Annotated in this window: 16 protein-coding genes; 7 read left to right on the top strand and 9 right to left on the bottom strand. The window is 33.7% G+C overall.

The genetic code is table 11. The features are described 5' to 3' along the window. Nucleotides 1-68 precede the first annotated feature (68 nt). On the top strand, nt 69-1253 hold the full coding sequence (locus ACFWM3_RS00940) for an IS3 family transposase (protein WP_172795395.1): 1185 nt from the start codon (nt 69-71) through the stop codon (nt 1251-1253). 72 nt (nt 1254-1325) lie between these two features. On the opposite strand, the gene acsA is transcribed toward ACFWM3_RS00940, so the two are convergent. Then, a complete protein-coding gene (gene acsA / locus ACFWM3_RS00935; RefSeq protein ID WP_056473495.1) occupies nt 1326-3044 on the bottom strand; it encodes an acetate--CoA ligase in 1719 nt (572 codons plus the stop codon). A 180-nt stretch (nt 3045-3224) separates the two neighbouring features. On the opposite strand from acsA, the gene ACFWM3_RS00930 reads away from it, so the two are divergent. Genes ACFWM3_RS00930 through ACFWM3_RS00920 form a run of 3 tightly spaced genes read left to right on the top strand, consistent with a single transcriptional unit; the run spans nt 3225 to nt 5705 of the window. Continuing rightward, the gene (locus ACFWM3_RS00930; RefSeq protein ID WP_056473493.1) at nt 3225-3857 is read left to right on the top strand and encodes a GNAT family N-acetyltransferase; all 633 of its coding nucleotides are present in this window, start codon (nt 3225-3227) and stop codon (nt 3855-3857) included. Nucleotides 3858-3891: 34 nt separating this feature from the next. Further along, nucleotides 3892-4533: an acetoin utilization AcuB family protein gene (locus ACFWM3_RS00925; RefSeq protein ID WP_056473491.1), complete on the top strand. Its 642-nt coding sequence runs from the start codon at nt 3892-3894 to the stop codon at nt 4531-4533. Beyond that, nucleotides 4533-5705, top strand: a complete 1173-nt coding sequence (locus ACFWM3_RS00920) for an acetoin utilization protein AcuC (RefSeq protein ID WP_390309721.1) — start codon at nt 4533-4535, stop codon at nt 5703-5705. The genes ACFWM3_RS00925 and ACFWM3_RS00920 overlap by 1 nt, the downstream gene beginning before the upstream one ends. A 468-nt stretch (nt 5706-6173) precedes the next feature. Here ACFWM3_RS00920 and ccpA read toward each other — a convergent pair whose 3' ends face one another. From ccpA to ACFWM3_RS00900, 4 genes are all read right to left on the bottom strand, one after another. Beyond that, nucleotides 6174-7172, bottom strand: coding sequence for a catabolite control protein A (gene ccpA / locus ACFWM3_RS00915; RefSeq protein ID WP_056473487.1), 999 nt, complete (start codon nt 7170-7172; stop codon nt 6174-6176). Between the two features lie 258 nt (nt 7173-7430). After that, entirely contained in the window at nt 7431-8501 is a 1071-nt protein-coding gene (locus tag ACFWM3_RS00910; protein WP_056473486.1) for a bifunctional 3-deoxy-7-phosphoheptulonate synthase/chorismate mutase, read from the bottom strand. A gap of 184 nt (nt 8502-8685) precedes the next feature. Further along, a complete protein-coding gene (locus tag ACFWM3_RS00905) occupies nt 8686-9519 on the bottom strand; it encodes an alpha/beta fold hydrolase (protein ID WP_390309719.1) in 834 nt (277 codons plus the stop codon). 24 nt (nt 9520-9543) lie between these two features. After that, nucleotides 9544-10497, bottom strand: coding sequence for an acetamidase/formamidase family protein (locus tag ACFWM3_RS00900; RefSeq protein ID WP_390309717.1), 954 nt, complete (start codon nt 10495-10497; stop codon nt 9544-9546). Nucleotides 10498-10729: 232 nt separating this feature from the next. Here ACFWM3_RS00900 and ACFWM3_RS00895 point away from each other — a divergent pair, with 232 nt between their 5' ends. After that, complete coding sequence (locus ACFWM3_RS00895; RefSeq protein ID WP_056473481.1) at nt 10730-11119, top strand: rhodanese-like domain-containing protein; 390 nt, start codon at nt 10730-10732, stop codon at nt 11117-11119. Between the two features lie 27 nt (nt 11120-11146). On the opposite strand, the gene ytxJ is transcribed toward ACFWM3_RS00895, so the two are convergent. Together ytxJ and ACFWM3_RS00885 are read right to left on the bottom strand one after the other, a co-directional pair. Beyond that, nucleotides 11147-11476, bottom strand: a complete 330-nt coding sequence (gene ytxJ / locus ACFWM3_RS00890; protein WP_056473479.1) for a bacillithiol system redox-active protein YtxJ — start codon at nt 11474-11476, stop codon at nt 11147-11149. Beyond that, nucleotides 11442-11939 (bottom strand): DUF948 domain-containing protein, encoded by a 498-nt coding sequence (locus ACFWM3_RS00885; protein WP_056473476.1) that lies wholly within the window; start codon nt 11937-11939, stop codon nt 11442-11444. Before ACFWM3_RS00885 ends, ytxJ begins: the two co-directional genes overlap by 35 nt. A gap of 199 nt (nt 11940-12138) precedes the next feature. Here ACFWM3_RS00885 and ACFWM3_RS00880 point away from each other — a divergent pair, with 199 nt between their 5' ends. Then, nucleotides 12139-13254, top strand: coding sequence for an aminopeptidase (locus ACFWM3_RS00880; protein ID WP_056473474.1), 1116 nt, complete (start codon nt 12139-12141; stop codon nt 13252-13254). A 204-nt stretch (nt 13255-13458) separates the two neighbouring features. Here ACFWM3_RS00880 and ACFWM3_RS00875 read toward each other — a convergent pair whose 3' ends face one another. Both ACFWM3_RS00875 and ACFWM3_RS00870 read right to left on the bottom strand, forming a co-directional pair. Further along, on the bottom strand, nt 13459-14667 hold the full coding sequence (locus ACFWM3_RS00875) for a dicarboxylate/amino acid:cation symporter (RefSeq protein WP_390309715.1): 1209 nt from the start codon (nt 14665-14667) through the stop codon (nt 13459-13461). 215 nt (nt 14668-14882) lie between these two features. Then, complete coding sequence (locus ACFWM3_RS00870) at nt 14883-15143, bottom strand: DUF1292 domain-containing protein (RefSeq protein WP_056473469.1); 261 nt, start codon at nt 15141-15143, stop codon at nt 14883-14885. A gap of 322 nt (nt 15144-15465) precedes the next feature. Between ACFWM3_RS00870 and ACFWM3_RS00865 the strand changes: the two genes are divergently transcribed. Beyond that, on the top strand, nt 15466-15765 hold the full coding sequence (locus ACFWM3_RS00865) for a hypothetical protein (protein WP_056473468.1): 300 nt from the start codon (nt 15466-15468) through the stop codon (nt 15763-15765). Nucleotides 15766-15789: the final 24 nt, after the last annotated feature.

The raw sequence follows: 15789 nt of genomic DNA, 5'->3' as shown, positions 1-15789 counted from the left end.
TATAGTAGACACACAAAAAAGACCATCCGATAATAAGGATAGGTAGTCTACTATTGGGGGATTTTATTTTGTCTAAAATTAATCGTACATCTAAAAAATATTCTGAGGATTTTAAACTTAGAGCCGTAAAACTATATCTTGAAGGAGATAAAAGTTATAAAACAGTTGCCCTTGAAGTTGGAATGCCTAGTCCTTCTCCACTTAAAGATTGGGTAAATCGATACAGAGAAGGTAGATCTTTTGAAGATAAACGGGGTAAACATACAAACCATCGTTTTAATGGGTTTCAAAGAACAAAATTTGTAAGTATTGAGGAAGAAAGAGATTATCTGAAAGCACAGGTAGCCTTTCTAAAAAAGCGATATCAAAATCTAAATCAAGGAGGGAAAACTCCGAAAGAAAGTAGATTCGAAATTATTGAAGAGATGAAAGATAAATATCCTATCACTATGCTTGTTAAAATCGCTGAAGTATCAAGGTCTGGTTTCTATAAATGGAGAAAATCAGCCGAGAATCAACAATCCAATAAAATTAAAGAAGAAGCTGTAAAATCACACATTCACGCGATTCATTCAATACGTCCGTATTATGGCTATCCACGAATAACTGACCGTTTGAGAGAAGAAGGTTTAGTTGTAAACCATAAAAAAGTATATAGATTAATGAAGGAACTAGATATCAAATCAGTCATTCGAAAGAAAAGAAAATATTTCGGGAGAGATGAATCGAATGTTTATCCTAATCTCTTAAATCGCCAGTTTAAAACACAAATGCCAAATATTGCTTTTGGGACAGATATTACTTTTATCAAAGTAGGAAACAAGTTTTATTACCTTTCAGTTATTCAGGATCTTTATAATAATGAAGTTGTATCTTGGAAGTGTTCAGATCGAAATGATATTAAATTAGTCATCGAAACAGTTAGTGATTTATGTAAAAAAAGAAACGTGCATGGAAGTATCCTGCATTCAGATCAGGGATTCCAGTACACGTCTACAAAATACAGCCAGTTCTTAGAAAAGAATAATATGTTAGGCAGCCACTCTCGCAAAGGAAACTGTCTAGACAACGCTTGCGTTGAATCATTCTTCTCACACTTCAAATGTGAAATGGTGTATCTATCTAATTTTAATTCAGAACAGGAACTTATTCAAGCGATTGAAGAGTATATCCACTTCTATAATAATGAACGGTCACAAAAACGACTCAACCGTTGTTCCCCTGTAAAATACAGGTTAACAACGGCTGCTTAGTCGGTCTTATTTAAATGTGTCTACTTGACAGGGGTAAGTCCATGGATATTTTTCCAATGGTTTTCTTTTTTATTAATCTTCCATCGTTGATAAATCACCAGTTGGAAGGTCTAACTCCCATGCTTTTAATACTCTTCGCATAATTTTTCCGCTTCGAGTTTTTGGTAATTTATCACGGAATTCGATTTGTCTAGGTGCTGCATGAGCTGCTAGTCCTAGTTTTACAAAGTTACGGATTTCTTCCTTCAATTCATCTGAAGCAACATACCCATCTCTTAGCGCAACAAACGCTTTAATAATCTCACCTCTTACAGGATCTGGTATTCCAATTACACCAGCTTCTGCAATCGCAGGATGCTCGACAAGTTTACTCTCTACTTCAAATGGACCTACTCTCTCACCTGAAGTCATAATTACATCATCTACTCGACCTTGGAACCAGAAATATCCATCCTCATCCATATATGCTGAATCACCTGAAACATACCACTCATCATTTAAGAAATATGATTGGAATTTTGCTTCATTATTCCAAATTGTGTTCATCATCGATGGCCAACCCTTTTTAATCGCTAGATTTCCCATCGTATATGGAGCAACTTCATTTCCGTTATTATCAACAATAGCTGCCTCGATTCCTGGGAATGGTTTACCCATTGAACCAGGGCGAATTGGCATACATGGATAGTTACAAATTAATGAAGCTCCAGTTTCGGTCATCCACCAATTATCATGGATTCGTAAATTAAATACTTTTGCTCCCCAACGAACTACCTCTGGATTTAAAGGCTCACCAACACTTAAAATATGTCGAAGTGAACTTAAATCATACTTCTTAATAACGTCTTCCCCTGAACCCATAAGCATACGGAATGCTGTTGGAGCACTATACCAAACCGTTACTCCGAATTCTTGAATTGTTTCGTACCAAGCATCTGGACTGAAACGACCTCCTAATATTACGTTAGAAGCACCATTTAACCAAGGTCCAAAAATACCGTAAGAAGTTCCAGTTACCCAACCTGGATCCGCTGTGCACCAGTAAACATCATCTTGTTGAAGATCTGTCACCCATTTACCAGTTTGATAGTGTTGGATCATCGCTTGTTGAACGTGAAGAACACCTTTTGGTTTTCCAGTTGACCCTGAAGTATAATGTAAAATTAAACCATCGTGGCGATTTAACCATGTAATCTCAAAATCTGATTTCGCCTCTTTATAACGAGCTTTAAAATCAACAAATTTACCGCCTTCCTCAACGTCATCGCCTAAAAGGAAGATTGTTTTTAACGCAGGTAGATCATTAACTGGGACACGTGATAATAATTCTGGCGTTGTTACTAATACCTTTGCCTCACTATCCTCTAAACGATCCTTAACAGCACCTTCCATAAATGCCTCGAATAAAGGTCCAACAATAGCACCTAATTTTAAAGCTCCTAAAAGCGCAAAATACAATTCTGGTTGACGAGGCATGAAAATAAATACTCGATCACCTTTTTCAACGTCACCGAATTGTTTTAAAACATTTGCAGCCTTATTTGAATTAATTTTCATTTCTTCATACGTATATTTTTCATTTCGCTTATCATCTTTGTAATACAACGCAACTTTATCTTTTCGATCAGAATTTGCATGACGATCGATAGCTTCAAATGCTACATTATACTTTTGTGTTGTATACCAAGAAAACTCTTTCTCTACATCTTCCCACTTAAAATTTTTATAAGTTTCCTCGTAGTTTTTTAAATTAAATTGTCCGTTTTTTACAGGAAGCGCTTCCACCTTCATCTAAATCCCTCCTTGATATTCTCTACTATCATTATACAATGATAAGATTTAATTTTCAGTATTTTTAATAAATTAACCATTTATATGTATTAGACACCTACTGTTTTTTTTCCTGTATGTCTTTCCTGCATTTTTTAGTATGATTATTAAAAAGGTGTTTTCTAAAGGGAGTGAGTAATATTGGATCACCCAAAAAAATATTTTTCAAAAACAATCCAAACTGTACATGGTGAATTAATTATAGAGGGACCAGTCGAATCTGCCTTACTTGAAACATATCAATTTCATGAAAATTTAACATCTTTTAGACAACCAGTACAACAACATAAAGCAATTGTTGAAATTGCTAGTCTACCTGAAGCTAGAATTATTATTGCTAGACTTGAACAAACAATAGTAGGTTATGTAACTTATTTATATCCAGACCCACTTGAAAGATGGTCAAAAACAACTTTAGAAAATTTAATCGAGCTTGGAGCAATTGAAGTAATACCTGAATTTCGAGGTTTTTCAGTTGCTAAAAACATGTTAATTCTATCAATGCTAGATGATGCAATGGAAGACTATATCATTATCACAACAGAGTATTATTGGCATTGGGATTTAAAAGGTACTGGTTTAAATGTATGGGAATACCGAAAAATGATGGAAAAAATGATGAATGCCGGTGGACTCATCCAATTTGCAACTGATGATCCTGAAATCTGTTCGCATCCAGCAAACTGTTTAATGGTAAGAATGGGAAAACGAGTTACAACTGAAGAAATTCAAGCATTTGACGCACTACGCTTTTTACAAAGATATATGTACTAATTGAACTTTATTCTCGAAAGGTAGGATTCAAATAATGCTTATTCAAGATATTATGCGCAGTTCAAACATTACTTTAAAAAAAGAAAATACAATTGGCGATGCAGTAACAATTTTTCGAACAGGTGATGTTCGTCATATTCCAATCATTAATGAAGATGACCAAGTGGTTGGAATCATTTCTGATCGAGATGTACGCGATGCCCTACCTTCAACATTATTTCCACAAGCATTTTCATCTGTACTTGAGGTTCCTGTTGAAAAAATTATGACGACTAATGTCATAACTTGCAGTCCAATTGACTTTGTTGAAGAAGTAGCAACTTATTTCTATCAATATAAAATAGGCTGTTTACCAGTCGTATCTAGCGGAAAATTAATCGGACTTGTAACCGAAATTGATGTATTACACACTCTAGTAACTTTAACAGGAGCATATCAACCTAGCTCCCAAATAGAAATCTTAGTCCATGATCATCCAGGCATTTTAAGTGACGTTGTTAACGTTTTTTCAAAAGAAAACATAAATATTGTAAGTGTCCTTGTTTACCCTGCAAAAGAAGTGGATCATAAGGTTCTCGTATTTAGAATTCAAACGATGAATCCACTTACGATCATTCAAACATTAAAAACTGAAGGATATAAAATTCTTTGGCCAAATGAAGCGAGTGAATCATGATGAAAAAGGATGCATACTTAGTTTATAGTGAAGAATACCATGCCTATCAATTCAACGAAAAACATCCATTTAATCCGATTCGCTCTCAATTAGTTTATGAACTATTAAAATCTAGTAATCTATTAAATAATGATGATACTATTCCACCAAGATTAGCAACAGATGACGAGCTGCTCCTTTTTCATGATTTACAATTTATCAATCAAGTTAAAAAAGCAAGTCTCGAACCAGTTAGTGCAAATATTGCTGAACAATTCGGGCTTGGAACTGAAGATACACCCATTTTTAAAAATATGCACGAGGCCAGTTCATTAATTGTTGGTGGCACATTAACAGCAGTAGATGCCGTTCTAGAGGGAAAATCCAATCATGCTTTTAATTTAGGTGGTGGACTACATCATGGTTTTAAACGAAAAGCCTCTGGTTTTTGTGTTTATAATGACTGTGCAATCGCCATAAAATATATTCAACAGAAATACGGTTTAAAGGTGTTATATGTAGATACGGACGCACACCATGGAGACGGAGTTCAGTGGGCATTTTATGATGACCCGACTGTTTGCACACTTTCAATACATGAAACTGGTAGATATCTATTTCCCGGTACAGGTGCGGTAACCGAAAGAGGACAAGGAAAAGGTTTCGGATACTCTTTTAACATTCCTATTGATGCTTTCACCGAAGACGAATCATTTCTATTAAGCTATAAAAAAGCAATAAACGATATAGCTGACTACTTCAAACCAGATGTAATTCTCACCCAAAATGGCTCTGATTCGCATTGTTACGATCCATTAACTCATCTTTGTACGACAATGAAAACATTCGAGGAAATCCCCAAAATCGCACATGAAATCGCTCATAAATATTGCGATGGCAAATGGATTGCTGTTGCTGGCGGGGGATACGATTACTGGAGAGTAGTACCAAGAGCTTGGTCACAAGTATGGATAGCTATGACAAATCAACAACCAACTTCAAACCTAATACCGGATAACTGGCTAGAGAAATGGCAGAAAATTGCTAATGTTGAGTTACCTATAACCTGGACAGACAATCCATCAATCGTAAAGCCTATTCCAAGGAAAAAGGAAATAGAGGAATACAATGAACAAGTCTTATACCGTGCACTTGAACCATTGCACGTTCAGCAAAAGAAGCCTTTTATTTAAATACTACGCGCCGCTTGAGAGGGTATCTCGACGGCGTTTTTTTATTTCGGATAGATTTTTGAGCGTGAATTAGTAGAATTCAATTCAAATATGGTTCTTTTAAAGATAGAATCAGAACAAATTTGCTAGCTTATTACTAAAAACGAACTAATATCTGTTAAAAAAGGTATGAAATACGATTACCGGTAAATGTATTCTATTGCTTTATTTGCGATTTACAAAGTTTTAATTGCTGTTTTACTATATTTAATTGCAGTTCTTCGATTTTAATTGCAGTTTTGCTATTTTTAATTGCGGTTCTTGGATTTTATTTGCAGTTCTACTTTTATTTGCACTTATTTAAACTTTATTTGCTGGCCTCTTAGATTTATTTGCAGGCCAACGTTACTCCATCTTTCTTTCCCCCATAAGTTCCTCCTAAAAACAAAAAAGCCTAGAATCACTAAAATTCTAAGCTACTTTCATCATTTACTTTGTTGATTGTCTAATTTGAAGATGATGCGGAAGAATGACTGTATGATCTTCCACTGTCTCTTTATTCATATACTTCGTTAATAATCTCATTGCAACTGCACCAATATCATACATTGGTTGAGCAACAGATGATAATTTTGGACGCACCATTAATGCCAGCCTTGTATTATCAAATCCAAAAACTTCAAGGTTATTCGGTACTAATATTCCATGATCTTGGGCACTGTGGATTACACCAATCGCCATTTCATCAGATGCTACGAAAATCGCGCTTGGGATAATATTACGCTCATGGAAAGCTTCAAAGGCTTCACTGCCTGATTCATACGTATTATCACCATAAGTTACTAAATCTTCATCGAATTCGATTCCATTTTCTTGTAAAGCACGCTTATATCCTTCTAACTTACTTAATCCGATAATATTCGTTTCAGTAGGACCGTTTACAAATGCTACTTTTTGGTGACCTTTTTTAATTAAATAATCTACTGCATCAAATGCCGCCTGAGTATAATCGATATTTACTGAAGGGATCTTATTAGCTTGATCATATGTAGTCGCTAATACGATTGGAACTCCAGCCTTTTCGTACTCTTCTTGATGAATATCGGTAATTGTTCCACCAATAAATAAAATTCCGTCAACTTGTTTTGCTAACATATTATTTATTAAAGTAATTTCTTTCTCAACATTCTCATCCGAGTTACTTAAGATAATATTGTATTTATACATTGTTGCAATATCTTCAATACCACGTGCTAGTTCTGCATAAAAAGTATTTGAAATGTCTGGAATAATTACACCAACTGTAGTTGTTTTTTTACTTGCTAGTCCTCTTGCTACTGCATTTGGTCTATATCCTAAACGGCTGATTGCTTCGTTTACTTTTTTTCGTGTAGTAGGTTTAACATTTGGATTACCATTAACTACTCGTGAAACTGTAGCCATAGAAACGTTTGCCTCGCGTGCTACATCATAAATCGTAACCGTCATTTTCATCACTCCTCTATTTTATTCTATCTATTATGTAGTTTGTTTTTTATTTAGGTAAAATAGTCATAAAACGCAATATTCCACAAAAAAGTGCTTCATTCTATCTTATAGTGAAACCAATATTCGTTCAATAGACCTATTAGAAAAAATTGTAAATTATTTGTAGTTTATCACTATATATTGCTAATTTAAAACAAACGTTCACAAATTATTCAAAAAGCGCCGACTGATTTTGTTCAGCCAGCGCTTTTATGTTGATTATCGATTTATGAAAGAATTAACTTCAGACATAAATTGATCAAATTGATCAAAATTCATTTGCTGAGATGAGTCACTTAAAGCAGTAGCAGGATCAGGATGAACCTCTGCCATGATACCATCAGCTCCAATTGCTAGGCCCGCTTTTGCTGCAGGAATTAGCAAGTCTCTTCTACCAGTCGAATGTGTAACATCAACTAATACTGGTAAATGTGTTTCTTGTTTTAAAATTGGAACAGCTGTTATATCTAAAGTATTTCTCGTAGCTTTTTCATAAGTTCTTATGCCACGTTCACATAAAATGATTTCTTGATTGCCTTCTGACATAATGTATTCAGCTGCATAAATGAATTCTTCGATTGTCGCTGATAAACCTCTTTTTAATAAGATTGGTTTATTTACAGAACCTGCTGCTTTTAGTAGTTCAAAATTCTGCATATTTCTTGCGCCGATTTGAATGATATCAACATAATCTAATGCCATTTCAATATGTTCTGGGCTTACTATTTCACTAATAATTGCCAGCCCATGATTTTGGCCAACCTCTTTTAAAATCTTTAAGCCCTCTTCACCAAGTCCTTGGAAGTCATAAGGCGAAGTACGTGGTTTAAATGCACCGCCACGCATAATTTTAATTCCTTGTTCCTTTAACACTTTCGCTACAGAATCAACTTGTTCATAGCTCTCTACTGCACATGGGCCTGCAATAATAATTGGGCTTCCATCACCAATATTAACACCATTTACATTTACGATCGTGTTTTCTGATTTTCTTTTTCTTGAAACAAGTAGAACTTTTTTATCGTCTTCTTCTTGAAGTTCTAAGCTACTTTTAAAAATTTCTTTAAAAATATGTTGGAGGGTAGCCGTACTAAAGGGACCTTCATTAATTTCGGCAATATGATCTAGCATCTTACGTTCCCTAACTGGGTCATAACGTTTAACGCCTTGATCAATTTTTGCTATCCCAATTTTTTTAGCGATTTCGCCTCTTTTATTTAATAACTCAAATATTTGATGATTAATCTCGTCTATTTCAATTCTAAGTTGCTCTAAATCATTTTTAGTCAATTTAAATCCTCCTTGCAAATACCAATATCTCATTTGTTATTATGACACTTTATTGAAAGCTAATCAAAACTTGAGCATTATTTTAAAAAAATGTTTTTTTAGTGAATATTTTGTATTCTCTATGGGAAAAGTTGCTGGACCAAATAAAAAAGAAGAGTTATTAAAATAACTCTTCTTTCTTATCTTAATTAATAGTAAGTCCTTCTTCTACTTCCACCACTCTGTCTAACCATTCAGTGATCAGCGAGTTAAATAGATCCTCTTGTTCTATTTGAAGATTATGGCCAGCTTTATCTAAAATTGCAAATGTTGCTCTTGGAAATTTTTCAAGAATAGCAAATGCGTCTTTAAATCCTACGACCGAGTCTTGTAATCCTAATAAAAATAAACTTGGTTCATTAAACTTAATTTTATCTATTTCAAATGAAAATCCGTAATTATTCCTTATTTTAGATAAAAAATCCTGATCGGCGATTGAACATCCGCTAACAATTTCATCTTTATAACGGACCCAAGTTTTCTTATCTAAAACAACATTGTTTGAACGAAAATCAGCTTCTTCAAGTTCATTTAATTGATTCAAAAAAGTTTTATCTTCTACTATTATCGTATGGCTTGGTAGCGACCTTTTTTCAAAATCGGGAATAATCAGCGGACAAATAAAAGCAACACCTTTTACTTTTTCAGGTCTATTAGCAATAATTCCTCGTGCTAAATATCCCCCATAAGATTCTCCGGCTAATAAAAATGATTGACCTGGTATGATCGTATCAATAAACTTTAAGACTATGTTCAGCATATCATCTGTCGTATTAATGTTAGTATCGCCCTTTGTTTTACCCATACCTGGAAGATCAAAGTAAATTCTTTTATAACCGTTTCGCATCGCAAAAATAGGTTCCATGCAAACTTGCATTAACCTAGAATCTGGGGTAAACCCATGAATCATAACAATTGGTTTTCCTTCACCCATTATTTCATAGTTTATATCAACATTATTTATAGTACAAAACGGCATTTAATTAACCTCCAATTTTCAAATCTATTTATAAATTGAAGTGATATTCATATTATGAGGCAAAACAGCATGGACACCTTTAACATGGTTAACAATTTGAGTTATTCTCAAATCAACACAAACACTAGCTAAAGCAACTGCTTCTGTTTTTTCAAGATCGTATAGCTCTTGAATTAACTCGACCATGCCATTTAATGCAGTTTTAGTTGCTAGATTTAAGTCTTCATCAAAACCAAAAGTAAGCCACCCTACTGGTGTGTTAGCTCGTGGCATATTAATCTGCATATCTTCTCTTACTGTAAGAGTAAGATTCACTTTATCAAAAGGAGCTTCAATCGCTTGACCAGATACTTCCCCATCTCCTTGTGCAGCGTGTCCATCACCTGCAGAAAAAAGTGCTCCTTCAACGGCTATAGGTAAATACAAAGTACTACCTTCTACCAACTCTTTACAGTCAATATTTCCACCACAATATCTTGGCGGTATAGTTGAATGAACACCTGATTCATAAGGCGCTGTAGCTAGGACTCCTAAAAATGGGATTACTGGTACTGTAACTTCCCTATCTCTAATTTTAGTCATCGCTGTATTATTTTTTTCATTGATTAGCCAGTTTAAAGTTACTTCTGGTTCTTCAGAAATACCTAATGCGTCATTTTGCCAATTCTTATTACCACCTGCACAATTCCAGCCGTACCAGCCAGCTTTTAATTCGTTTATTTTAATTTCAAGTGTCATCCCCGGTTTAGCACCTTCTACATAAATTGGACCAATCATAGGATGGCCCCATTCTTCTTCCTTTTCCCTTGACTGGAATCTAACTCTTTCTCCATTTTGATGCGAATAACCCCACCCGATATCAATCGTATCAAATTCAATTAAATCACCAGAACGAATCTTTTGAATAGGTTTATATTCGTTACTAAAAGATGCATGCAAATGCTGATTAGATGTTTTAAATTTATATGTCTCTTGCATATTTACTCCTTCTTTCACCGCTCAATTTTAATATGTAAAAATAATTTAACTATAATTAATTTCTGCACATAACTTGATTTCCCTTGTTTTAACCTTTAATTTTTATTACTTTTTTCCTATAAACACTAAGATCAGTTCCATCAATTTGAATTACATAAGACTTTCGGTGTATTGTATAGATGAGATTTCCAATTTAAGGAATTTCTAACTTTATTATATTGGAGGAGTAAAAATGGCAATTACATTTAAACAAATGGTTGCAGAAGCACGCGAAAATGTAGAAGGAATAAGTTCAGCAGATGCTCGTGAAAAAATTAATGCTAATCCTGAAACATTAGTAATTGATGTACAAGACGCAGCTGATGCAGGTGCATGTGGATTAATACCAAGCAGTCTGAATATCTCACTTGGAATGCTACCAATTCGTGCTGATTTAGAATTACCAGAACATTTACGCGAGCCTAAATTAGCAGATCGAAATCGCCCAGTTCTTGTAACATGTGGTGCAGGTGGCCAAGCATCTTTAGGAGCATATTTACTTAAAAAAATGGGATTCACTGATGTTTCATATATCGATGGTGGTACTGCTGCATGGAAAGCCGCTGGATTTGACGTAGAATAAAAAAACTGCACCTTAGGTGCAGTTTTTTTATTTTTTTAGTAAAGCATTTTCAATTGAATCTTTCTTAATTGAAAAATGAGAAGTATTATAAACTGCTTCTCCATTTTCAAAAATAAATAATTGAGGAGATTCGTGTTTTATTGCCACTTTTTCAGCAATATAGTTAGATAATTCTCTGTCATCTTGAACTTGTAAAAAATACAATGGTACATTTTCATATGCAGATGCAAATGCTAAAAATTCAGTATAAGCTGCATGACTAATTGGGCATGTTGTACTATGCTTTAAAAACACAAATTTCTCTTCGTTGTTAATTAGTTCATCAAACTGTTGAATCGTTGATATTCGATTTACCATTTCTCTTTTTTCCCTCACGCTTCGTTTTGTACTTTTCCCATAAATCCATTGCTGTATTTCCCCAATTTACGAATTGGGACATTTTTTCAGTACTAACTTTTACAGTATTCGATACATTATTAGCAGTATCTCGTACTTTTTCATTCATTTCTGAGATTGTAACCCCGACTTCTTCGACTGATTTAGCTAATACATCAAGGGATTTTGCTCGTTCACGCATATCTTTCGTAAGTTCATTCGAATTATTCACAAAAATTTTAGCCTCATTTGCTAAATGATTCGAAGTATGTACTAATTGAACGGCTTCAACACAAACATTATGTAAATCCTTTTGTGTTTCAGCAATAGTAGACTCTACACCTCTAAATACCCTTTCTAGTCGGAATAAAGTACGACTAATAAATACAACTAAGATCACAAATGCAACAGCTGCGATTAATGCACTAATAGAAATTAAATCCATTCGAAAAAACCCCTTTCATTCATAGCTTTCCACAAATTTAATCACTTATTTCGTATTATACTACAAATTTTACCAAACACTAAACTAGTCGTAAAACAAGTTTTCAAATTCTTTAGTAAAAAAAGATTACTTTAGTAAACAAAACCGACTAAATAGTTTACAATAGGTATATAGTTATAATTATTGGAGGGAATTTTCAATGAAAGATCCACGTATTTCAAAATTAGCTAAAAACTTAATCAATTACTCTGTAAAATTACAACCAGGAGAAAAAATCTTAATTGAAAACTTTAAGCTAGAAACAGAATTAGTTACAGCTTTAGTTAAAGAAGCATATGCTGCTGGTGGTTTTCCTTTCGTATCAATCAAAGATCATAAAGTAGATCGCGCATTATTAATGGGTGCTACTGAAGAACACTTTAATAAAGTAGCAGAATACGAAGCAAATGTAATGAAAGATATGGACGCATACATCGGTTTACGTTCAGGTGTTAATATTAATGAACTTTCTGATGTACCTAACGAAAAAACTAAAATCCATGGTAAAACTGTAGGTCAAAAAGTACATAGAGCAATTCGTGTTCCAAAAACGAAATGGGTAGTATTACGTTATCCAACTGATTCAATGGCTCAATCAGCAAAAATGAGTACAGAAGCATTTGAAGATTTCTATTTCAACGTATGTAATTTAGATTACGGTAAAATGGACAATGCAATGGATGCTCTAGTTGATTTAATGAACCGTACTGATAAAGTACAAATTAAAGGTCCTGGAACTGACCTTACTTTCTCAATTAAAGATATCCCAGCTATTAAATGTGCTGGTGAAATGAATATTCCTGATGGTGAAGTATTTACAGCACCAGTTCGTGATTCAGTAAATGGTACACTTTCTTATAACACACCATCTCCTAACAATGGTTTTACATTTGAAAATGTTCAACTTAAATTCAAAGATGGTAAAATTGTTGAAGCAACTGCTAACGACACTGAACGTATCAACAAAATCTTTGATACAGATGAAGGTGCACGCTTTATCGGTGAATTCGCAATTGGTGTAAATCCATACATCTTACACCCAATGGGAGACATCTTATTCGATGAAAAAATCGATGGAAGTTTCCACTTTACACCAGGTCAAGCTTATGATGAAGCTTACAACGGTAACAACTCAAATATCCACTGGGATATGGTTTGTATCCAACGTCCTGAATACGGTGGAGGAGAAATCTATTTCGATGACGTTTTAATCCGTAAAGATGGTCTTTTCGTAATCGAAGAATTAAAAGGATTAAACCCTGAAAACTTAAAATAATTTTTTAAAAAGAGAACACATATTTAGCTATGTGTTCTTTTTTGTATTGTTTGATATGATGCTGACAATATTTTACCAATGTTTTACTTAACGAAAACCGCTATACCATATTGAATGGCAGTATTATGACTGAAACTTAAAAAATGAGAAGGAATAATACTATTAAAAAAAATAAAAGACTGGGAGATTCCCAGTCTTCATAATTTATGCGGCTTTTTTACCGTTAGTCAGTCTCTCAACTAACATACTCACAGACAAATCACCTGTTGCATTTAACATTGTTGCAGGTGGATCAATTAGCGCACTAATTGCCGCAAGAATTGGTAAAGATTCTACCGGTAAACCAAACAGAGAAAGAATTAACATCTCCCCGATCATTCCACCATTCGGAATTGCTCCCATTACCATACCAACTAGTAATGCAATACCGATTGTTACAAGATAGATATTCATGCCTGAGAAATTCATTCCAAATACCCCAAAGGCAAAAGCAATTTTTACTACGCCACCCATAACAGAGCCATCTTTGTGTAGTGCGCTAGCTATAGGAATGACACCTTCTCTTACATTTTTAGATACACCCATTTTTTCAGCATATTCAAAATTTGTTGGAATCGTTGCAGCACTACTACAAGTTCCTAGAGACGTAAATGTTGATGGCCATACATTTTTCCAATAAATTTTAAATCCATATCTACCACCGGCCATATAAGCAACAATACTATAAAAAATAAAATAGAATAGAATAGCAGTTACATAATATAAAATAAAAACTCTCTTATATGAACCTAGTAATTGTTCGCCATATGTTGGTACAAGATATGCAAAATAAGCTCCAAGTCCTAGAGGTGCAAGATACATAATATAGTTAACCATATTCATGATTACTACATTTCCACTAGATAATAATTTCTTTACGATGTCTGCTTTATCACCAGCTTTATTCGTTGCTAATCCAACTAATACAGCAAAAACGATGATTGCCAACATATTGCTTCTTGTAAACAAGCCAGAGAAGTCATTAACTGTAAATGTGTTTACAATTTGCTCCGCTACTGAAACTTTATCAGTTGCATCCGGTTTAACGATTGGGATATGAACCCCATGTGCAGGCGGATATAATTTCATAACAACAAGCATTATGATGGCTGCAATAATACCTGTAAATAAAAATACCCCTGACATATTTCGCATAATCTTACCGAATTTTTCTCCTCCACCATTTGCAAAGCTTGAGGCTACAGAGAAAAATACTAGCGGTACAACTACTGCGAATAATAAATTTAAAAATAAATCCCCTATTGGTTTAAGGGCAACTCCGACGCTTTCAAAGTTATAACCGATGACTGAACCAATGATGATACAACAAAGTAAAATCAAAGGGAAAGCGTAATTTCTAAATGAAAATTGCATAAGCTTCCTCCTAATATAATTGCTATTTGTAGTATACCGAAAATTTAATAGTTTGTACCCCAAATTTTTAATAAAACCTACATATTTCTACATAAACATACAAAAAAGAACACTTTGTATCATCTACAAGTGTTCTCTTTTCATTAAAATTAAGAAATACTTCCTATACCCTTGCTGGTATTCCTATCCTTTAATCCTACTTTTATATGATCTTTTTATCTTAAAACTTCATCAAAAGCAGCTGATACTTTTTCAAACTCTTCTTCTGTTTCAATATCGTAAAACTCGCCATCTTCTGCGACTCTTAAGAAGAAAACGTCAATATCCTCTTCACTTTCTTTTTCTACTTCTTCTAGTAAACCTACAGCTATGTATTCATGACCTTCAATCGTAATTGAGCCTAATACTTCGTAATCTTGCTCGTCTCCTTCATCATAGCTAAGTGTAAGAATTTCGCCTACTTCAATCTTTTCCATAAATCTTGACCTCACTTATTTCAAATTCATTTTGCACAAAGGAAAACCTTTATGTTCCTTTAGTGTAACAGAATGATGCAAAACGTTAAATTGTAAATACACTTAAAGCTTTTCTAAATCGTTCTACTTTTAAACCATCTTTTTCTGGAGAATCAATTTTAGTAAAAAAAATTGATTTTAAAAAATTTACATGAATATTCTTACTAACGCTGTAATAAGATTTAGAACAACCAATTCTTAAGTTTCTTTCAAGTTTATTAAGTTGGACAAGCTCAATGTCTTCAAATAGTAGATATTTTCTATATTTAGGGAGGATTACTAAATGTCAAAATTAATAACGGCTCAAGAACAAAAAATAACTAGAAGAAAAACTGTCAATTTTAAATCTTTCTTTCAACGTTTTACTAAAAACCAATTAATTGATGAAACGCCATCACAAATTTTACATAATGAGTTAAGAAGCTTACAAAAACTTTTAGAGTTAAAAGAAATTAATTTTATTTATGCCGATCCTGAATACATTGATGTGGCAATTATGGAATTAGAAGCTATCCGTACAAAGTATAGTATTACTGTTAGACAATTGAAGGAAATACAATCTACTAGTACTAGTGTTGTATGAAAATAAGAGATAAATAGCTTATTA

Source organism: Gottfriedia sp. NPDC058432 (assembly GCF_042721555.1).
Lineage (GTDB): Bacteria > Bacillota > Bacilli > Bacillales > Bacillaceae_G > Gottfriedia.
The sequence above is the reverse complement of the archived record's forward strand: the minus strand, read 5'-3'. Positions and strand labels throughout refer to the sequence as shown.